The 21,209-nt window shown below is 39.8% G+C and carries 15 protein-coding genes; 11 read left to right on the forward strand and 4 right to left on the reverse strand.

Features of this window, described 5'->3' with window-relative positions:
• The first annotated feature begins 10 nt into the window (after positions 1 to 10).
• Genes H8Z77_RS10770 through tsaD form a run of 3 tightly spaced genes read left to right on the forward strand, consistent with a single transcriptional unit; the run spans position 11 to position 1,916 of the window.
• On the forward strand, positions 11 to 427 hold the full coding sequence (locus H8Z77_RS10770; RefSeq protein ID WP_186996997.1) for an arsenate reductase/protein-tyrosine-phosphatase family protein: 417 nt from the start codon (positions 11 to 13) through the stop codon (positions 425 to 427).
• On the forward strand, positions 424 to 885 hold the full coding sequence (gene rimI / locus H8Z77_RS10775; protein WP_069986984.1) for a ribosomal protein S18-alanine N-acetyltransferase: 462 nt from the start codon (positions 424 to 426) through the stop codon (positions 883 to 885). Before H8Z77_RS10770 ends, rimI begins: the two co-directional genes overlap by 4 nt.
• The gene (gene tsaD, locus H8Z77_RS10780) at positions 882 to 1,916 is read left to right on the forward strand and encodes a tRNA (adenosine(37)-N6)-threonylcarbamoyltransferase complex transferase subunit TsaD (RefSeq protein ID WP_186996998.1); all 1,035 of its coding nucleotides are present in this window, start codon (positions 882 to 884) and stop codon (positions 1,914 to 1,916) included. The genes rimI and tsaD overlap by 4 nt, the downstream gene beginning before the upstream one ends.
• Before the next feature lie 603 nt (positions 1,917 to 2,519).
• Here the strand turns inward: tsaD and H8Z77_RS10785 are convergent.
• From H8Z77_RS10785 to ppdK, 3 genes are all read right to left on the reverse strand, one after another.
• The gene (locus H8Z77_RS10785; protein WP_186996999.1) at positions 2,520 to 3,302 is read right to left on the reverse strand and encodes a magnetosome magnetite crystal formation protein family; all 783 of its coding nucleotides are present in this window, start codon (positions 3,300 to 3,302) and stop codon (positions 2,520 to 2,522) included.
• Positions 3,303 to 3,522: 220 nt separating this feature from the next.
• The gene (locus tag H8Z77_RS10790; RefSeq protein WP_069986988.1) at positions 3,523 to 4,089 is read right to left on the reverse strand and encodes an RpiB/LacA/LacB family sugar-phosphate isomerase; all 567 of its coding nucleotides are present in this window, start codon (positions 4,087 to 4,089) and stop codon (positions 3,523 to 3,525) included.
• Positions 4,090 to 4,420: 331 nt separating this feature from the next.
• The gene (gene ppdK, locus H8Z77_RS10795; RefSeq protein WP_186997000.1) at positions 4,421 to 7,051 is read right to left on the reverse strand and encodes a pyruvate, phosphate dikinase; all 2,631 of its coding nucleotides are present in this window, start codon (positions 7,049 to 7,051) and stop codon (positions 4,421 to 4,423) included.
• Between the two features lie 578 nt (positions 7,052 to 7,629).
• On the opposite strand from ppdK, the gene glmU reads away from it, so the two are divergent.
• The 8 genes from glmU to H8Z77_RS10835 all read left to right on the forward strand — a co-directional run bounded on the left by glmU (position 7,630) and on the right by H8Z77_RS10835 (position 20,869).
• Positions 7,630 to 9,015 carry a bifunctional UDP-N-acetylglucosamine diphosphorylase/glucosamine-1-phosphate N-acetyltransferase GlmU gene (glmU, locus tag H8Z77_RS10800; protein WP_076939104.1) on the forward strand — a complete coding sequence of 462 codons (1,386 nt, stop codon included), beginning with the start codon at positions 7,630 to 7,632 and terminating at the stop codon, positions 9,013 to 9,015.
• Between the two features lie 98 nt (positions 9,016 to 9,113).
• The gene (locus H8Z77_RS10805) at positions 9,114 to 10,073 is read left to right on the forward strand and encodes a ribose-phosphate diphosphokinase (protein ID WP_069986992.1); all 960 of its coding nucleotides are present in this window, start codon (positions 9,114 to 9,116) and stop codon (positions 10,071 to 10,073) included.
• 99 nt (positions 10,074 to 10,172) lie between these two features.
• On the forward strand, positions 10,173 to 10,802 hold the full coding sequence (gene pth, locus H8Z77_RS10810) for an aminoacyl-tRNA hydrolase (protein ID WP_186997001.1): 630 nt from the start codon (positions 10,173 to 10,175) through the stop codon (positions 10,800 to 10,802).
• 29 nt (positions 10,803 to 10,831) lie between these two features.
• Positions 10,832 to 14,332 (forward strand): transcription-repair coupling factor, encoded by a 3,501-nt coding sequence (gene mfd, locus H8Z77_RS10815; RefSeq protein WP_366472128.1) that lies wholly within the window; start codon positions 10,832 to 10,834, stop codon positions 14,330 to 14,332.
• A gap of 152 nt (positions 14,333 to 14,484) precedes the next feature.
• A complete protein-coding gene (locus tag H8Z77_RS10820) occupies positions 14,485 to 15,516 on the forward strand; it encodes a hypothetical protein (protein ID WP_069986995.1) in 1,032 nt (343 codons plus the stop codon).
• A gap of 868 nt (positions 15,517 to 16,384) precedes the next feature.
• Positions 16,385 to 17,323 carry an AAA family ATPase gene (locus tag H8Z77_RS10825; RefSeq protein WP_186997002.1) on the forward strand — a complete coding sequence of 313 codons (939 nt, stop codon included), beginning with the start codon at positions 16,385 to 16,387 and terminating at the stop codon, positions 17,321 to 17,323.
• A gap of 1 nt (position 17,324) precedes the next feature.
• Positions 17,325 to 18,527, forward strand: coding sequence for a DUF58 domain-containing protein (locus H8Z77_RS10830; RefSeq protein ID WP_186997003.1), 1,203 nt, complete (start codon positions 17,325 to 17,327; stop codon positions 18,525 to 18,527).
• Positions 18,524 to 20,869 carry a transglutaminase domain-containing protein gene (locus tag H8Z77_RS10835; protein ID WP_186997004.1) on the forward strand — a complete coding sequence of 782 codons (2,346 nt, stop codon included), beginning with the start codon at positions 18,524 to 18,526 and terminating at the stop codon, positions 20,867 to 20,869. Before H8Z77_RS10830 ends, H8Z77_RS10835 begins: the two co-directional genes overlap by 4 nt.
• Positions 20,870 to 20,947: 78 nt before the next feature.
• Here H8Z77_RS10835 and H8Z77_RS10840 read toward each other — a convergent pair whose 3' ends face one another.
• Positions 20,948 to 21,193 carry an IreB family regulatory phosphoprotein gene (locus tag H8Z77_RS10840; RefSeq protein ID WP_069987001.1) on the reverse strand — a complete coding sequence of 82 codons (246 nt, stop codon included), beginning with the start codon at positions 21,191 to 21,193 and terminating at the stop codon, positions 20,948 to 20,950.
• Positions 21,194 to 21,209 lie beyond the last annotated feature (16 nt).

A 21,209-nucleotide genomic window follows, 5' to 3' on the forward strand; every position in this document is an offset into this window, starting at 1 on the left:
AGAACCAAGAATGAAAGAATTGATTGTAGTATGTACAGGAAATACCTGCCGGAGCCCAATGGGGGCTGCTATTTTACAACGCCATATTGAGGATTTGGGAAAACAGGAGGAATACCGTGTGGAAAGTGGAGGGCTGAGCGCCGAAAAAGGGGAACCAGCAGCACAAAATGCCATCCTTGCTATGAAGGAAATTGGAATTGATATTTCCGAGCATCAAGCACAAAATGTCAAGGCGCAACAATTGGAGGATGCGGAAAAAATTTATGTAATGACCACAAGCCATCGGGATTTTTTAATTAATGCTTTACCAAAGATAGAAGATAAAATCAAAGTAATTGGTGTTTCTGATCCATTCGGACAGGATATAGACGCTTACCGATATTGCCGCGATTATATGATTTCTTATTTTGATGGAGAACAGCTATGATTGTGCCAATGGAGCAGCGGCATGTTCAGCAGGTGCACCAGATTGAGGTGGAATGTTTTTCTGATCCATGGAGCTTAAAAGCGTTTGAGGAAGAATTGAAGAATCCTCAGGCAATTACTTTGGTGGCGGAATCTTCTGATAAAGCAGTCATGGGGTTTGTCAATGTCCGCTATTTGTTTGGAGAATGTTTCATCAACAATGTAGCAGTATCTGCCCCATATCGGAACCAGGGGATAGCTAGCCAGCTATTACAAGGGCTGGAACAGGAAATTATTTCCCAGGAAGGGGAATTGATTACACTGGAAGTGCGGAAATCCAATCTTCCGGCAATTCGCTGTTACCAAAAACATGGCTATCAGCTTGTTGGGGAACGAAAAAATTTTTATGAAAATCCCCAAGAAAATGCACTGCTAATGACAAAATTTCTGACAGCACCAAAGGAACGGAGGACAATATGAGAATTTTAGCAATTGAAAGTTCGTGCGATGAAACAGCGGCTGCTGTTGTGGAGGATGGAAAAAAGGTAATTTCCTCTGTAGTATCCACCCAAATAGAAGAACATCGTTTGTATGGCGGGGTTGTTCCAGAAATCGCTTCTAGAAGGCATTGTGAAAACATCTGCGCAGTAGTAGAGCAGACACTGGAACAGGCGGATATGACGATTCACCAGGTAGATGGAATTGCAGTTACCTATGCACCTGGGTTAATTGGTGCTTTGTTAGTAGGTGTAAACTACGCAAAGGGGTTGGCTTTGGCTGCAAACAAGCCGTTAATCCCAACCCATCATCTTCGCTCCCATATTGCAGCCAATTACTTAGCCCATCCCGATTTAAAGCCACCTTTTTTGTGTTTGGTGGTATCCGGTGGGCATACCCATTTGATTGAAGTCAAAGATTATACGGATTTTCATATTATTGGTAGAACAAGGGATGATGCGGCAGGAGAAGCTTATGACAAAGCAGCCCGTTCTTTAGGATTCCCTTATCCTGGGGGAGTCTTTATGGATAAGGCAGCGCAACAGGGAAATCCATCTACCTATCATTTGCCAAAGCCAAAAGTGGAAGGTTCTCCTTATGATTTCAGCTTTTCCGGTTTGAAAACAGCGGTGATCAATACCATCCACAATGCTAACCAAAAAGGGGAAACCATCCAAAAAAATGATATGGCAGCGGCATTCCAGCAAACCGTTTGTGATATTTTAGCGGGTAAAACGATGAAAGCTGCTAAAGAATTTGGCTATACCGATATTGTAATAGCGGGGGGCGTATCCGCAAATTCCGGTATCCGGGCGAGATTTGAACAGGAGTGCAGGCAGAGGGGCTATCGGCTGTTTATCCCACCATTGTCCTTATGTGGGGACAATGCTGCCATGGTAGGGGCTCAGGCTTACCACGAATACCAGGCGGGGCATCTTGCGGGGATGGATTTAAACGCTATTGCTTCCTTAGCAATTGATATCTCCTATGGGGAAATGAAATCGTCCAGGTAAATCCAGAACTATTTTAGAAAGAAAACGATAAAAAAGTTTGATGGATTTATCTCAACGTTTTCTAGAAAATCACAACAATTGATAATTAAAAATATCCTTTCTGTTCAATGAAAGCTTCTGTCATTGAACAAAAAGGATATTTTTATTATAGCTTTACAAAGGGTAATATGTTACTTCAATTTACATACGAATTTCTTTTTAAGTAATTTGGCTTAAAATAAAAAAACTATCGGCTGTTGAAATGAATAGTATCATTTTATTTATGTATATTAACAGCGTAATACAATAAAGAAATAAAAGCGTGTAGCGTTATGAGAAAGTACAGATTTATGATCGTTTTCTAGCAGATCGTTTATTGTGAATAGATCAACAAATTATGTATATGCAAGTATACCACTTGAAAAGTAGAATTGCTGTTAAAGGGATAATAGTTATAGATTTTACTTATCCATACGAATCGTGTTTCCATAAGGACCAATATCTTTAAAAATCCTTTTTTGTTTATTGTGATATCTCTGTATTTAGATATAGAAAATTATCTAAAATAGACCATAAAGAAAGAGCTGTACCGTTTGTACAGCTCTTTTTATGTATCATATTTGATTATTTAATAATATTAATTTTTCCGATTAAAGGAATTCGGAATACCTGGCCTTTAGCAGCTTTTACAATACCGATAATAATACATACCAATACTAAGATACTAACAGCCCAACTCAAAAGTCCGACAATAGTGATGAAAATAGGAAGGATGCGGTATAGGCTATAATCCCATGTATTATAAAGAACGCTGCTTAGAATACCAGTAATAATACCTAAAATAAGGTTAATTCCACCGCCAAAGATCAAGAGCAATAAGCCCTGGTTTGATGTTTGGCGTCCCAATTGGTTCCCTTTTTCAGCAACTAGTGGCAGCCAGAATAAAATTGGAATGTAGGCCAGAGCACTTACTACATTGCTTTGTTTCGCTGGTTGAGGTTGACCATAACCATATGGTGGAACCTGTTGATAGCCTTGCTGGTAACCCTGTTGAGGAGGAACCTGCTGTTGTCCTTGTTGGTAACCTTGTTGAGGAGGAACCTGCTGATATCCTTGTTGATAGCCTTGTTGAGGAGTTTGCTGGTAACCTTGTTGAGGGGGAACTTGTGTATTAGTTTGCTGTGGAGGGATTGGTTGTTCTGGTTGAGGAATATTTTCTTGTGGGATTTCCTGTTGTACATTTGCTTGAACTTGCTGTTGTTCAGGAATCTGTGACGGAATTTGTTCTTGATATCCCTGTTCTTGGGAAGCCGGCTGTGGTATTTCCGCTGCTTTTACCGCAGTACCACAGATAGGACAATATAATGCAGTATCAGAAATTTCATTTTTACAGTTATTACATACCATGACAATAACCACCTTTCTTATGTGATAAATCAAAAAAATGATACTAAATTAAGTATATATGATAATTTTTATTTTGTCTACAATATTTTTGAAAAATCACTATAAAAGAAACAATAATTACACAAATAAATTGTATTGATTTATCCATTATGAAAAATTTTTTACATAAAAAAGGACTATTAAAATAGTTTATTCTATTTTTATGGATGTAAAAATAAAATTATTCCGGTTTTTCTTCCAATGCTAATTCCACTTCACCCAAGTGTTTTAATTCAAAGCCGTTTTGCTTAAATTCTTCATAATCAAAAGCTTCCAACTCATCATAAGCAAGTTTATGGAAATCATAAAAATTATGCCACCATTCATATCCGTCTCCTAAATTGTGGCTCAGAAATGCTTCCGCAATTTCAATGCCCATTTGTGGAGCAACATAAAACGCACCCATTGCAAGGACGTTGCAGTTATTGCCGGTAATGCAACGCAGAGCAGCAGGGACACTTTCCACTACTGCCGCATGGACATGAGGACATTTGCTTGCCGCAATATGGATTCCCATTCCAGTTCCGCAGAAAAGTAGAGCCCGCTCAAATTCGCCTTCAGAGATTTTAGCGCCTACTTTTAGACCGATGCGATGGAACATTTCTGGGCTTTCTTCATCAGCGGATTGTACGCCAATATCGGTAACTGTCCATCCTTTTTTCTTTAAATGTTCTACAACCGCTTCTTTTAATGGAAAACCAGCAAAATCAGCCCCTACTAATATTTGTTTATCTTTGATTGTTTTCATAAAAAATTTCCCTTTCTTTGTGTAAAATTAATAGATGATTTAGTGTTTAATTGCAATATAGCATAAATAAAATACAGTGTCAATGCAATGAAAAGGTTTTCATGATTTATAACAGATTCTTTTTTTCATTTAAGGCAGTTTGACGAAATTTTGTTATTGATATATCATTAAATTATATTTTAATGGATAGCATAGTTTATTACTTCAAAAAAGTTTTTTCTAGTTTATTTGAATAAGAGTTATATTTTGAAGTATTTTCCTACAAAGTGAAAAAACAGGTTGCGAATTCGCAACCTGTTTTTTTATTCTCTGTATCTTTTATCCAGAAAAATTATTTATTGTTTAATGCAGCCTGTGCAGCAGCCAGTCTAGCGATTGGCACACGGAATGGAGAACAGGATACATAGTTCAGGCCAACTTTATGGCAGAACTCGATTGTAGATGGGTCACCACCGTGTTCACCACAGATACCCAGTTTAATGTCTGGACGGGTAGCTCTACCCAGTTCAGCAGCCATTTTAACCAGTTTGCCTACGCCAACCTGATCCAATTTAGCGAATGGATCGGATTCGTAGATTTTCTTGTCGTAGTATGCGCCCAAGAATTTACCAGCGTCGTCACGGCTGAAGCCGAATGTCATCTGGGTTAAGTCGTTAGTACCGAAGCTGAAGAATTCTGCTTCTTTTGCGATTTCGTCAGCTGTCAGAGCAGCACGAGGAATTTCGATCATAGTACCAACTTTGTAGGTCAGTTCTGCGCCAGCAGCAGCGATTACTTCATCAGCTGTTTTAGTAACTACGGATTTAACGTAAGCCAATTCTTTTACTTCGCCTACCAGTGGGATCATGATTTCAGGAACAATGTTCCAGTCAGCATGTCTTGCGTTTACAGCCAAAGCAGCTTGAATAACAGCTTTTGTCTGCATAGCAGCGATTTCTGGGTAAGTTACAGCCAGACGGCATCCACGGTGACCCATCATTGGGTTGAATTCGTGTAAGCCAGAGATAATAGCTTTGATATCAGCAACTGTTTTACCCATTTCTTTTGCCAGTTCAGCAATATCGTCTTCTTCAGTTGGAACGAATTCGTGCAGTGGTGGGTCCAGGAAACGGATAGTTACTGGGCAGCCTTCCATTGCTTCGTACAGTGCTTCAAAGTCACCCTGTTGCATTGGCAGCAATTTAGCCAGAGCAGCTTCTCTTTGTTCCACTGTATCGGAAACGATCATTTCTCTCATTGCTTTGATTCTGTCAGAATCGAAGAACATGTGCTCTGTACGGCACAAACCAATACCTTCAGCACCAAAGGAACGAGCTTGTTTTGCATCACGAGGAGTATCAGCATTTGTTCTGATATTCAGGGTTCTGAATTCATCAGCCCATTTCATGATTCTGTCGAAGTTACCAGAGATGGAAGCTTCTACAGTTGGGATTGCTTCGCCGTAGATGTTACCGGTAGAACCATCCAAGGAGATGTAGTCACCTTCGTGGAATGTTTTGCCACCCAGGGTGAATACTTTTTCTTCTTCGTTGATTTTGATATCGCCACAACCGGATACACAGCATCTACCCATACCACGAGCAACTACAGCAGCGTGGGAGGTCATACCGCCACGAACAGTCAGGATACCCTGAGCGTAGTTCATACCTTCGATATCTTCTGGGGATGTTTCCAGACGAACCAGGATTACTTTTTCGCCTTTTTGTGTGGTCCATTCTGTAGCGTCGTCAGCTGTAAATACAACTTTACCGCAAGCAGCACCAGGAGAAGCTGGCAGAGCGCTACCAACAGGAGTAGCAGCTTTTAAAGCTTTGGTATCAAATGTTGGGTGCAGCAGAGCATCCAGAGATCTTGGTTCGATCATAGCTACCGCTTCTTCAGGAGTTCTCATGCCTTCGTCAACCAGGTCGCAAGCAATTTGCAGTGCAGCAGCTGGAGTACGTTTACCATTTCTGGTTTGCAGCATGAAGAGTTTGCCTTCTTCAATGGTGAATTCCATATCCTGCATATCTCTGTAGTGTTTTTCCAGAGTATCTACGATGTTGCAGAACTGTTCATATACAGCAGGGTTAGTTTCTTTCAGGTGAGAAATTGGTTGAGGAGTACGAACACCAGCAACAACGTCTTCGCCCTGTGCGTTCATCAGGTATTCACCATACAGGCCTTTTTCACCAGTGGATGGGTTACGGGAGAACGCAACACCAGTACCGGAAGTATCGCCCATGTTACCAAATACCATCATCTGAACGTTAACAGCAGTACCCCAGTCGGAAGGGATATCGTTCATTCTTCTGTAGTAGATAGCACGAGGGTTGTCCCAAGAACGGAATACAGCTTTTACTGCGCCCATCAGCTGTTCAGCTGGGTCTGTTGGGAAATCAACACCCAATTTTGCTTTGTATTCTGCTTTAAATTGGTTTGCCAATTCTTTCAGGTCGTCAGCGTCTAATTCGGTATCCAGAGTAACGCCTTTTTTCTCTTTCATTTCGTCGATTAATTCTTCGAAATATTTTTTACCAACTTCCATTACAACGTCGGAGTACATTTGGATGAAACGACGGTAGGAGTCGTAAGCAAAACGAGGGTTGCCGGTTTTTTTCGCAAAACCTTCTACCACTTCGTCATTTAAGCCCAAGTTCAGGATAGTATCCATCATACCAGGCATGGAAGCTCTCGCACCGGAACGAACAGAAACCAACAGTGGGTTTTCTGGGTCGCCGAATTTTTTACCGGAGATTTCTTCCATTTTTTTCATGTGGTCAAAGATCTGTGCTTTGATATCATCATTGATTTCCTGGCCATCTTTGTAGTATTGGGTACAAGCTTCTGTAGTTACTGTGAAGCCTTGAGGAACTGGCATGCCCAGATTTGTCATTTCAGCCAGGTTTGCGCCTTTACCGCCCAGCAGTTCACGCATGTTTCCGTTACCTTCAGAGAAAAGGTATACAAATTTGTAGCTCACTGAGATCTACCTCCATAAAATAATAAGATAAAAGTCTTGGCACCCGCCTGCCGCTGTTTGGCAGTAGTTCCATCCGCACAGGGCGATTGGGTACGGGCTTTATGAATAACCGAATTTTATGCAAGGAAAAAACGCCAACAAGATCCTCCTTGTCCGCATTTTCCTTAGAATCATCCGATTATACTACACTAATAATTAAAAATAATTAGTGTTGACTGCCTTTATTATACCAGATAGGTAGACGAATTGCTACCATAATAAAGAAAAATTTTTTCATTTTATTTAATTTTAACCGAGGTGACAAACTTCAGTTTCCACTTATTGAAATATTTATATAAAATGATTAATTTTAAGTGGAAAAATAGCGTTTTTTGCATGAATCAAAGTGAAAAATACAGAAATTTTGGTATTTTGTCATGGAACTGTATTGTTGTGTTTTTGTAAAACTATGTTATAATAAAATTGAGATAAATTCGGTTAAAAAAACTTACCATTACAACACAAGGCAGATGAAATAAAAAACTGCCTCTGCGTTTATATTGATTGAAAAAACAAAATAGAATATGGAGTGATTCTTTTTGGAACAAAACAGCGCGATTATTTTAGCGGCTGGCGCTGGAAAACGGATGAAATCCAGCAAACCAAAAGTCCTGTGTGAAGTACTGCTAAAACCCATGTTGGGATGGGTTTTAACTTCCTGTGAGCAGGCAGGGATCCCACATGTTTGTGTCGTTACCGGACATGGAAGGGAACAGGTAGAAGCGTATTTGGATGGCAAATATGAGACAGCTGTTCAACAGGAACAGAAAGGCACAGGTCATGCTGTGCTATGTGCGGAAACGTTTTTGAAACAGCACCTGGATGGTGATGTTGTTGTATTGTGTGGGGACGCCCCGTTTATGGATGGACAAACCATCCAGAGGGCACATGAGTACCATCAACAGCAGGGGAACGCGGTTACAGTGATTTCCGCAAATTTGGAACAGCCCTTTGGCTATGGACGTATTATCCGGGACAATGGACAAGTGACTGGAATTGTAGAGCAAAAAGACGCAACTGAGGAACAAAAACAGATCACGGAAGTCAATTCAGGTACATACTGGTTTAAGGCGGCGGACCTGTTGCAGGTTTTAACAGAAATTAAACCAAATAACGCCCAAGGGGAATATTATTTGACCGACGCGGTGGAATTGTTACTACAGCAAGGAAAAAAAGCTGGTGCCTATCAGGCAGAGGATGCTAATGTTATTTTAGGGGCGAATGACCGCAAAACGCTCTATCGTTTGAACACGATTGCCAGGGAAAAGATTTTAGAACAGCATATGGAGAATGGTGTGGAATTTGTTTGTACGGATGGAGTTGTCATTGGACCTGACGTTGTCATTGGGATGGAAACCCAGATCCTACCAGGAACCATTTTAAAAGGGAAAACTACCATCGGCACACAATGTGTGATTGGTCCAAACAGCCTTGTAAAAGATACCACTGTTGGTGACCGTTGTGTATTAAATGCTACCCAGGCTTATGATAGTATCATCCATGAAGATGTTACCATTGGTCCATTTGTGCAGATCCGTCCAAACTGTGAAATCCATCACAAAGCCCATATTGGCGATTTTGTGGAAGTGAAAAACTCCACGATTGGCGCGGGAACCGCTGTTGCCCATTTAACCTATGTTGGAGATAGCGATGTAGGAAGCAATGTCAATTTTGGTTGTGGTGTAGTAACAGTAAATTACGATGGCGTGAACAAGCACCGCACCACGATTGAAGACGATGCGTTTATTGGATGTAATACCAACTTAGTAGCTCCGGTAAGAGTGGGAAAAGGCGCTTATACAGCCGCAGGGTCAACGATTACCAAAGATGTACCAGATGGTGCTTTGGGGATTGAACGCGCTCAGCAGACAATCAAAGAAGGTTTTGCAACACGTAAACTAAAAGGCCGTAAGAAAAAAGCATAGCTTACGGGGATAGTATTGTTTTTATTTACAATTATTTGGAACAAACCCTTGATAACAAGGGGAAAATAATAAACAGGGAACCAAAGGAGAATGTTTCTATGAGTTTACATGGTAAGGATATTAAAATTTTTGCTGGAAATGGCAGCAAGCATGTGGCAGCCCACATTGCCAAAGAACTTGGCCTTCCAGTAGGGGACGCAGAAGTTTCTACCTTTAGCGATGGAGAGATTTCTGTATCAATCAAAGAATCCGTTAGGGGTTCTGACTGTTTCGTGGTACAGTCTACCTGCCAGCCAGTTAACACCCATATTATGGAGCTGTTGATTATGATTGACGCGTTAAAACGCGCTTCTGCAGGTAGAATTACAGCAGTAATTCCGTATTTTGGGTATGCTCGCCAAGATAGAAAAGCAAAGGCACGTGATCCAATTTCCGCTAAACTAGTAGCTGATTTGATTTCCACTGCCGGTGCTGACCGTATTTTAACAATGGATTTACATGCTCCTCAAATTCAAGGTTTCTTTGATATTCCTGTGGATCACCTGTTGGGCGTTCCAATTTTAGCGCCTTATTTTGAAAAAAGATTTGAATCCTGTAAAGATGATTTGATGGTGGTTTCTCCAGATTTAGGTTCTGTTACCCGTGCTCGCAACTTTGCAGCCCGTGTGGACGCTCCTCTTGCTATTGTGGATAAACGCCGTCAGAGAGCAAATGTATGTGAAGTAATGAACATCATTGGTAATGTACAGGGAAAAAAGGTTGTTATTGTTGACGATATGATTGATACTGCTGGTACTTTGTGCAATGCAGCCAAAGCAATTATTGATGTTGGTGGTGCTACTGAAGTATATGCTTGCGCTACCCATGGCGTTTTGTCCGGTCCAGCGATTGAACGCTTGGAAAACAGTGTTATTAAAGAGTTAGTTATCTTGGATACCATTGAACAGCCAAAAGAAAAAATGATGGACAAATTAACTATTTTGCCAGTGGCTCCTGTTTTTGCGGAAGCAATTGAAAGAATTTATGAGGATAAACCAGTATCCCCATTGTTTGGTTAATTTGAATACGAGATATCGAAATATTTGTATAGAGGGTGGTTGTGACAACTACCCTCTTTGCTGTCATTTTTCTAAACTACCGTTTCAGGAGGACAAATTATGGCAAATATTTTTGAATTGTTTGATAAAATAAAAACGGGAGGGTCTCATTCCTCCGGTGCGGTGGAATACCTAATTGTAGGATTGGGAAACCCGGGAGAACGTTATGCCCATACAAGGCATAACGTAGGATTTATGGCGGTTGATACGATCGCCAAGCAGTTTGGAGTGGAAATCAAACGCTCCAAATTTAAGGGACTTACTACTACTTGTACGATTTCTGGAAAACAGTGCCTGCTGTTAAAGCCTACTACTTTTATGAATTTGAGTGGGGAGTCGGTGGAAGCGGCTGCCAGCTATTACAATATCCCTATGGAACATGTACTGGTATTATTTGATGATATTTCGCTGGAACCCTCCCGTTTACGTATCCGTAGGAAAGGAAGCCATGGTGGACACAATGGAATCCGCAATATTATTGATATGACCGGGGAAGAAGATTTTCCTAGAATCAAAATTGGAGTGGGGAAAAAGCCAAATCCCAACTATGACTTGGCGGATTGGGTATTAAGCAGTTTTACTTCCAAAGAGATGGAAGGAATTTCTGAGGCAATTCAGAAAGCGGTAAAAGCAACCGAACTAATTATAGCTGGGGAAATTGATAAAGCGATGAATTTATACAATAGTTGAGAATAGAATAAAAGCAAGAGAAATTTCTGGTGGAAATAAAGCAGAAAGCGGGAATCGATATGGGTGTTTTTCAAAATTTGATTCAAACAGTACCACAATTTAACCAGATACAACAACATATTGCGCAAAAATCACTACCTGTTTTGGTGGTAGGGCTTTCTTCTGTGCATAAAGCAAATTTGATCCAAGTCATTGCACAACAGGAATCCCCGGTATTGGTATTAACCGATGATGACCAATCTGCACGCAGGCTCAGTGAGGATTTCAACCAGATGTATGGCCAGGAAAGTTCTGCTGTATATCCTTATCGGGATTTTATTTTGCGTCCTATTGAAACGGTGTCACGGGAATACGAATACCTCCGTTTAAATGTATTGTCTCGTTTAGCAAAAGGAGAATTAAAGGCAGTATTTGCAGGTATCAATGCCGCTATACAGTATACCATTCCAAAAGATAGGCTACTGCAAGCGACAGTATCCTTCTATCCAGGGGACCAAGTTTCCTTGGATGCTGTTGTACACAAGCTGGTTGCAGCTGGATACACCAGGCGTCCTCAGGTAGATGGTACTGCCCAATTTTCTGTCCGTGGCGGTATTGTAGATTTTTTCCCTACTGGCAGTTTAGAGCCTGTCCGCATTGAGTTCTGGGGAGATGAAATTGACACGATCAGTAATTTTGACCTGGACAGCCAAAGAAGGACAGAAAACTTGCAACAAGTAGAGATTACTCCTGCTACTGAGATACTGTTTGAAACGGAACAGGAATTTCAGGAAAGGCTCAAGCAGCTCATCGATGGGTTGGAGGATTCTCCACAAACGGAGAAGGTACGCCTGCACCTATCCGAAGAATTGAAACGCCTGGAAGGCAATTTGGATTTAAATGACAAGGATAAATATATTCCACTCGCTTACCAGAAGCCAGGGACGCTGTTGGATTATTTTTCGGAGCAATTGGTTTTTGTCAGTGAATGGTCAGATATCAAAGAATCCGCCCGGGCTTTTGAAATTCAAATGCAGGAAGATTTGAAAATATTATTGGAAGATGGGATGATCTGTAATGGTATCCACCAGTTTCATCGTCCATTTGCTTCTGTTTCCCAATGGATTACCGAAGGGAACTCTGTTTTTTTGGATACATTTGCCCATTCCCATCACGATTTGCAGCTCAAACAACTGGTTTCTATCAATGCAATGCAGAACTCCGGCTGGAGTGGAGAGATAAAACTACTTTGTGATGACTTGGCAGAATACAAACTGCAAAAATACACCGTAGTTATCATGGCTGGAACGCAAAAATTTGCGAATGTTTTAGCGCATGATTTAGAAAAAGAGGGATATCTTGCGGTTCCTGCCACAGTGGATACCAAACTAGAGGATGGCGGTTTCTATGTTATGGCGGGAAGCTTGTCTGCTGGGTTTGAATACCCGGATGGTCGGGTTGCCCTAATTACTCATGCCAAAACGCAACCTTTGGGTACCAGGAAAAAAGTGAAAAAACGCAAAGGGGAAGAAATTAAAAGTTTATCCGATATCAGCATAGGAGACTACGTCGTTCATTCGTCCCATGGAATAGGAGTATTTGATGGGATTACCAACTTAAATTTACAGGGGATTTCCAAAGATTATATCAAGATTAAATATGCGGGAAGCGACGCTTTATATGTACCAGTAACCCAGCTAGATATGGTTTCTAAATACATTGGTCCCCGTGACAATGGCAGAGTGCGGCTGAATAAATTAAATAATGATGAGTGGCATAAAACAAGAAGCCGTGTGAAAAAAGCAGTGGCAGAGATGGCGGATGAACTAATACGCTTATATGCGGAACGTGCTAAAACCAAAGGCTACGCTTTCTCTAAGGACAATGAATGGCAGAGGGAATTTGAAGAACACTTTGAATATGAAGAAACCGAAGATCAGCTGCAATGTATTGCGGAAATCAAAGAGGATATGGAAAGCGAACGTCCCATGGATCGCTTGCTTTGTGGGGATGTGGGGTTTGGAAAAACAGAAGTAGCGTTGCGGGCAGCGTTTAAATGTATTTTAGACGGAAAGCAATGTGCTATTTTGTGTCCAACTACCATTTTAGCCTGGCAGCATTACCAAACTGCCTTAGCGAGAGTCGGGAATTTTCCAGTCAATATTGAACTGCTCTCCCGTTTCCGTTCCCCAAAACAGCAAAAGGAAATCATCAAAAAATTAAAGAGCGGCGAAATAGATTTTATAATTGGAACCCACCGCTTGGTACAACAGGACATTGAGTTTAAGGATCTAGGTTTGGCAATTATTGATGAAGAACAGCGGTTTGGGGTAGCCCATAAGGAACGGTTTAAAGAGATGTTCCGTGGAGTGGATGTATTGACCTTATCCGCTACCCCGATTCCCCGTACCTTAAATATGGCGATGTCGGGTATTCGGGATATGTCAGTGATTGAGCAGCCACCACAAGATCGTCATCCGATTCAAACTTATGTAATGGAGCATGACAATGGAGTATTGGTGGATGCAATGAAGCGGGAACTAAGAAGGGATGGACAGGTTTATTATATTCACAACCGGGTAGAATCCATCCAAAGTTGTGCGGCCCAATTGCAGCAATATTTGCCGGACGCAAGGATTGGCGTTGCCCATGGAAAGATGAATGAACTGCAGCTCTCAAAAATTTGGAAGCAATTGATGGACCATGAGCTGGATATTCTTGTTTGTACCACATTGATTGAGACCGGAGTGGACGTCCCCAACTGTAATACCTTGATTATTGAGGATGCTGACCATTTAGGGCTTTCCCAGCTTTACCAGTTGCGGGGAAGGGTGGGACGTTCCAAACGGCGCGCCTTTGCTTATTTTACCTTCCGCCGTGGAAAAGTGTTGACAGAAGTGGCGAACAAACGGCTTTCTGCTATACGGGAGTTTACCAAGTTTGGTTCCGGGTTCCGAATTGCATTACGGGACTTGGAAATCCGTGGGGCGGGGAGCATCCTTGGAGAACGTCAGCATGGGCATATGGAAGCAGTAGGATATGACCTCTATTTGAAAATGCTTTCGGATGCTGTTAGCGAAAAACAAGGGGTTGCACCTCCTGCAAGGGTAGAAGAATGTCTGATTGATGTTCCAATTGCCGCCCATATTCCAGAGCAATATATTGAGAACCTTTCCCAGAGGCTAGATGTTTACCGTAAGATTGCAGCGGTAGGGACTCAGGAAGAAAGTATGGAGTTAATGGATGAATTAATTGACCGTTTTGGGGAACCTCCAAAATCGGTACAAGGATTGTTGGATATTGCTATTTTGCGTGCGTCAGCTGCTAGGTTGGGATTTGTAGAAATCAGTCAGAGCAATACCAATATGCTATTTTATCCAAAGCAATTGAATATGGAGGTCGCCTCCTATTTGGTTGGAAAGCTAAAAGGCAGAGTTTTGGTAAACGCCGGGAAACGTCCATATCTCTCGGTCCGTATGAATGGAAAAAAGCCATTGGAAGTGATTCAGGAAGTATTGGAGATTTCAAATTTTTCAGAAAACACTTTGTAAACGTCTGATAAAATACTGGACTTTTTTGTCTATATATTGTATAATATCCTATAGTTTGTCTGTGATGAATCAAACTTCTGTTTGATGAAGTAATAAATATGGGGAAAAACGGGCAATACAATACGAAAATTCCATATTGGAGGAAAAATAAAATGTCTTTAGTAAAGAAATTTGCAGCTTTTGCCGTAGCTGCTGTGTTAGCTGTATCCGCAACAGGGTGTAACGGCAGCCCTGAATGGGTGATGAAAACTGATAATTATTCTTTGGGGTCTGGGTCCTATCTTGATATTGTAATGACTTCCATTACAAACGCTACCAACCAGATAGATATGAAATCCACAGAAGATTTGTTTGATCAAAAAATAGGGGATCAGTCTATAAGTGATTGGGTTCTTGATGATGTTGAAAAACAGGCTAAAATTTATATGGCGGTAAATCAGAAATTTGAAGAAGAGGGCTTGGAATTATCTGAGGAAGAGTTGTCAACTTTGGACGCTCAAATCGCCTCTTACTATCCACAGTACCAAACTTATTATGCGTATGATTTAAAAGGGATCAGTGAGGATTCTTTCCGCGAAGTGATGTTGCTGGCATCCAAACAAAGTAAACTGTTCCAGAACATTTATGGGGAAGGCGGTACACAGGAAGTTTCCAATGAGGAAATGAAACAATATTATTCTGAGCACGCTGCAAAATATAAAGCAATCCCATTGCAAAAAGACAGCGGCGATGATGAGACCGCTGAAAAGAATAACCAGGATCTGATGGAAAAAGCAGAGGGATATCTGGAACGCATCAACAATGGTGAAAGTATTGACGATGTGTATGCGGAACACCAAACTAGCATGAATAACCAAAATACAACTTTGGCTTTCTCCTATATGTATGATACTGATGAGGTATTAACAGAATTACGGGATGCTGTATTTGGTGCGGAAATCGGCGGCCCTGCTATATTGTTGGATTTGGAATCGAGTATCTATATCATTCAACGTTCCGACCATATGGCGGATGAAGCGGAAGTAACTTCTGCAAATACCTCCACCATCAACCGTATGAAATTACCAGAGTTTGAAGAAGAAATGCTGAAATATGCAGATGAAAACTGCGATATTCAAGTAAATAACAGCATGATTAAAAAATATACCCCTAAAAAAGTATATAACAAAGGTATGGAAGCATAATTCCATAAGAATGTAATAAAAAGGCTTATACTACAGCAAGTGGTATAAGCCTTTTTGTTTGCTTTGATTAAAATAAAATCTGGTTTTATCGAAATAAAAATAGTTTTTTTAACGATGTCATATCAGAAATAAAATGTTGTTATTTTTATAACGAGATTGCACATCATGCCCTTCTAATAAATTATAGAAAGAGAAAAACACAACAATTACATATTAGTGATTTGCTCCTTAAAAATGTAGTATCTATCGTAATTTTATTTTATGCGATTGTAATAGTTTATTTAAACAAAATTTTAAAAATAAACTTTTTGGTTTGCATGTAGAGTACAATAATGGTGAAAAAGAAAAAAGAATTTTTAGAAATAAAAGTATTTATCAGATAAAATATACAATATAAGGTTTTTAAAAATGGATAAAAATAGGCAAAAAGCAAATAAATTTAAATAGAGGAAAAATTTGGTTAAAATGCCAATAGGATTGCTTTTCCATTTATAACATGTTAAAATAAATGTAGGATTTTGTTTTATTTATGTGTACGTTGATAGAACATACTGGAATCAATAAAGTTATGATCTTCGGGAAAATAAAACATAAATTCTCTGAAAATGACACAGCATATTAATTTTGATTCCAGCTATTGAAACCAGCATATAAAAACATCTTTTCATCAGATTTAATATACTTAATCGTTCTACAGAAAATAGGGTTAAAAATCTGTTTTTTGTGGATTTTTTGATATTCTTTATTAAGAACGATTAAGTATGCTTTAATTTGGTGGATAAAACAAAACAAGCCAATGCTTACTGAGCAAAATCATTCGTTTAAACGGTTTAAAGAAAAGGAAAAACAATCAAGTTGGAGGAAAACTATGGAGAATCAAACAACTATTTTACATCGCATCCTAGATAACATCGAACAAGTGATTGTAGGGAAACGGGAATCCGTAGAGATGGTTTTAATGGCATTATTATGCGATAGCCATGTTTTAATTGAGGATATTCCTGGTGTAGGTAAAACCAGCCTTGCTCGGGCTTTAGCAAAGTCAATCGATTGTAGTTTCCATCGTATCCAGTTTACACCCGATATTTTACCATCTGATATTACAGGTTTTTCTATTTATAACCAGCAGTCTGGTCAATTCGAATACCGGGATGGAGCGGTAATGAGCAATATTGTGTTAGCGGATGAAATTAACCGTACATCGCCAAAAACCCAGTCCAGTTTATTGGAAGTAATGGCGGAACGCCAGGTTACTGTAGATGGGACAACGAGGGAATTACCTCAGCCTTTTATGGTAATTGCTACACAGAACCCCATCGAATATTTGGGGACATTCCCTTTGCCAGAAGCGCAATTGGATCGGTTTTTTATTAGAATTAAATTGGGGTATCCTTCTTTGGTACAAGAATGTGAGATGTTGGCAAATTTTTATGAAAAAAATCCATTAGATGACCTAACCCCTGTTGTAACAGCAGAACAACTGATAAAAATTCAGGAAGAGGTAAAACTGGTTCATATCAATGATAATATGATTGGATATATTGTTCATTTAGTGAGTCAGACCAGAAGGCAGGAAGATGTTTTGTTGGGTGCAAGCCCAAGAAGTTCTATTGCGTTAATGAGAGCCTCCCAAGCATGGGCGTACTATAATAACAGGGATTATGTGATACCGGATGATGTACAAAAAATGGCCCCTTATGTGTTATGCCATCGTATCCGGTTAAAACAGGAAGCCAAAAGTAGAAAAATCAGTGTAGAAATGATTTTGCAGGAATTAATCAAAAAGACAGCAGTACCAAGGAGTTAATATGTTAAAAAATCGGATTGCATATGGTATTTTATTATGTTTTACCATTGGGTTAGCTGTTTGTATTCCTGGTAAGGCAACGGTTTCTTTTGTTGTTTTGCTGTTGGCATTATTGCTGTTTTCTTTTTTGCAAGGTTATTTTACATTTCGTCGGCTAGAAATACAGCAATCCTTATCACAGGATTCCTTGCAAAAAAGGCAGCGTATTACTTATCAAATTACAATATTTTGTAAAAATAGTTTTTGCCCCTTGTTAAAATTAGATTTTTCCTCTGACACAAAAGTATTGGGGGATTTACAAGAAAGCTATTGCAGCGCAAAACATAAACAGCAATTGAACTACATTTTAACTGGAAAATACCGCGGTAGATATCAGGTTGGATTAGAATCCATTACATTTTATGACTTCCTCGGCATCTTTTTTTGGAAAAAACAGATCGGGGAGCTGTTGACCTGTAAGGTGTTTCCAAAATTGACTTCTCTACAAGAGTTACAAATTCCTGTTGGAACTTCTACCAGCCATAAGTTGGATTTATTTACCCAAGTTGACTATACTTCCATTGCGGAATTAAAACAGTACCAGCCACAGGATCATATGAAGGATATCCACTGGAAAGCATCCGCAAAACGGAACGAATTGCTGGTAAAACATTATGAGCATTTTAACCAGGAAAAAACAACGGTATTGTTTGATCTTACCCCTATGGAATATATAGAGGATACCCGTTTGGAATTGGAAGATCGGATGGTTTCGGTGGGGCTCTCGCTATTACATTATTTAAGTAAAGATACGAGTGTACCAGTGCAATTAGTATATGCTGATGATCAGATCCGTTCCTGTGGAGAAGAACGTTCTGTAGTAGATTTATTGGAATTAGCGGCGTTTCTTCCTTTCAAATCTCAAATCGAAATTGTACCACTCTTAAAAACCATGCAGCATCGGGAAAATAATGGAACTGTTTTAATTGTCACCAATGCTTTAGACGAACCCTTAGTGGATTATATTTTTGAACAGCAGGTAGAGGAAAAAACATTTGGTGTTTTTTATTGTTCTGTTTATAGCGACCCAAATTATGAATCCAAAGAAAAATGGAAGGAATTATTGGTTCAACGTGCCATCCCTTGTTTTGAAATCAAACATGGGCGGGGAATTCGCTCCCAATTAGAACAGGTAACAGAATACGGGAGGGAATCCATACAATGACAAAAATAAAATTGCAGGATCAACTTTTTTATCTTATCCTCAGCACAATTTATTGTTGGTCAGTTGGATGCGCAGTATCCAGCTTTGCGTTATTGCCGGCATCTTCTCTTCAGCTATTCGAAATTAGTTTTGTGGTTAGTTTCATAGGACTTGCTTCATTGTGGAACCTTTATACCAAGCTGATTGGTGGCGGTATTGTAATTATTTTGCTGCTTTTCTTTCCAATTGGAAAGCTGGTAATAAGTTGTTTTTCTGGACTAATATTTGGACAGGCATTACAAAATGATCAAATGTGGATGTTAACATTTGTTATTATGATTGTTTTGTCGCTATTTACAATCCTTAGTTTAAAACATAAACTAAACTTTTATCTTCTTACGATTTTGGGCATTGTGTTATACCTGATAGCGGTTACCCAGGGAAATATCAATACTGTTGCTTTATTTGGCTTTTTATTTGTGATAACCGTTTTATTAATCAGCAACAATTTTGTAAAAAAACATGGTTCTAAGGATGGATTTGGGTCTTACGTTTTGCATGGTGCTCCTGTTGCGGTTATAGCGGTGATATGCACTGTATTGATTGTTACCCCATTTTCGAATTTACTGGGAAATGCCCGAGGATTGTTCGAGTATGAAAGTATCCGTGATTGGATTGACCAAGAAATTTTGGGGGAATTTTCCGAACAAATCCCATTTGAGGAACAAGAGGAAAATTTGTTGGGCAGCTTTCCTAGTGAGGAGCAGCCGCTATTAAAAGTAGCAACAGAACAAGAATATATGGATTTATATGGCGGTATTTCAGATGTGTATACTGGACATAGCTGGCAAAAATCGAACATACAGCAAGGTGAGTTTGAAAAAGATGATCAAACAGTGGATATCGCTTCGTTAAAAAGTATCCAGGCTTCGGATTTTAATACGGATAGCATCCATGCTGACACGATCAAAATTCAATATTTATTGGAAAGTGACCGGCTTTTTGTTCCCAGACTGTCTGGAACTTTTGATCAGGTTGGACGTCGGGATATTTACGAAAATCAGATGGGCGAGTTTTTACTCAGTTCTCCATTAAAGCGCAATGATACGATGGCGGTAACCTATTACCAGGAGCATTTACAGGAGATGTATGGAAGGAGGAATCTTTCTTCCGCATTGGACCGCTATCAGATCGAGCAAATTACGGTAAATCAGGTGTTTAATCATCAGGACTTAACTCATTATGACAGTTGGAACCAAGAAAACCTAAATGGTTATGAAGCGTCTATCCAGCAACAATATACCCAACTATCCTCCAGTGTAACAAAGCGTACTATGGATTTAGCAAAACAGATTACTAGTGGTATTAAACAAGATTCGGAAAAAGCAGAGGCAATTTGTGATTATTTGATTGAACATTATACTTATACATTGCACCCCAGCGACCCCGAAGAAGGGCAGGATTTTGTGGACCATTTTTTATTTGAGGAAAAGCAGGGTTACAGCAACTCTTTTGCTTCTGCAATGGTGATCTTATCCCGTAGTGTTGGTTTACCCGCTCGATATGTAACTGGGTACCATATGCCAGTGGCATCTTCGGAAGAAGAACATATTATTCGGTTGCGCAACTATCATTCTTGGGCAGAAGTCTACCTGCCTGGATATGGTTGGTGTAAATTTGAGGCAACGCCTCCTTACGCTTATCAGGAAGCGATTGCATCCGAAAAACCAAATATTACAATAACATCGGATGGTGGGGAAGAGATGGAATCCCATCTGGCTGAGTTAGGTTTAAGTATTGATCAAACGCAGGCGGCGCAATCGGAAAACCCAACAATTCCAATCTGGCAAGATGGTGTTGCTCCGTCTGACGCACCGGCTGGAAATCAGGATCAGCAACAACAGCAATCTACTACGCAGAATCAAAATAATACAAGTGCATTGGTACCATTGCCAATTTGGATTTTTATTGGTATGATAATATTGATTGTACTGTTATTGCTGGTTCGTTACCGAATACGGATTTCCAAAGAGCAAAAGGCTGTTCAAGGTACACCAGAACAACTGGCGCAATTTAGTTTTACCTGTTTGGTTCGTTTAGGAAAATATATTGGTGTGGAAATACAGCAAGACGAAACACCGGTTTCCTTTACTAGGCGTTTGGCTGCCAAATACCCTACATTAGCAAAGGAGCTATGCCAGGCAGGGCAGTTGTATTCCCAATGTATTTACAGTAAAACAAAGACAACTGAAGAAGATGCTAGAAAGTTGTATAACAGCTATCATCTTTTCGAAACCAGGATTCGTTTGGAACAAAAACGGTTTGGATTCTTTTGGAATAAATATATCGCTCATCGTATTTAACAGATTCAAACGATAACATATAAAAAGGCACAGGAAACAGCTATGCTTCCTGTGCCTTCATTTATTGATACAAGATGATTAATCAGCCAAATACGCCTTTACCATAGATTGCAGCAGTTCATCCCTGTCGATTTTTCGAATAAGGCTGCGGGCGTTATTATATGTGGTGATGTAAGTTGGGTCTTCAGATAAAATATAGCCTACAATTTGATTGGCAGGGTTATATCCTTTTTCTTTTAACGCATCGTATACGGTGGTTAAAATCTGTTTCATTTCCAACTCTTTATCATCATGTACAGAAAAAGTTACTGTTTTATCAAGCATATTGTACACCCTCCTA

This window comes from Clostridium facile (genome assembly GCF_014297275.1).
GTDB lineage: Bacteria > Bacillota > Clostridia > Oscillospirales > Ruminococcaceae > Massilioclostridium > Massilioclostridium facile.